Genomic DNA, 276 nt, shown 5'->3' with positions numbered 1-276 from the left:
AGTATTCCCAATTATAATTCTTCATTAACTTTTTATTCGATTTTGAATTTGATTTCATACAATAGTTTTTCAATAGACAATCTGAACAATCATCGCATTCATATAATTTAAAATCTCTTTTAAATCCGTATTTATCATGCCGGTAGGCATACCTTTTAAAACCAAGTCTTTTATGATTCGGGCAAATAAATTCATCATTGATTTCATCATATCCCCAGTTGTGAGTATTAAAAATGTCACTTTTATATTTTTTAGTTTTATCCTTAATAAACATGC

1 protein-coding gene is annotated in these 276 nt (G+C 26.4%); it reads right to left on the bottom strand.

Features of this window, described 5'->3' with window-relative positions:
• The coding region (locus N9R04_RS11360) for a transposase (RefSeq protein ID WP_262856883.1) at nucleotides 1-276 on the bottom strand (276 nt) is incomplete at both ends.

This window comes from Staphylococcus marylandisciuri (genome assembly GCF_025519785.1).
GTDB classification, from domain to species: Bacteria; Bacillota; Bacilli; order Staphylococcales; family Staphylococcaceae; genus Staphylococcus; species Staphylococcus marylandisciuri.
The sequence above is the reverse complement of the archived record's forward strand: the minus strand, read 5'-3'. Positions and strand labels throughout refer to the sequence as shown.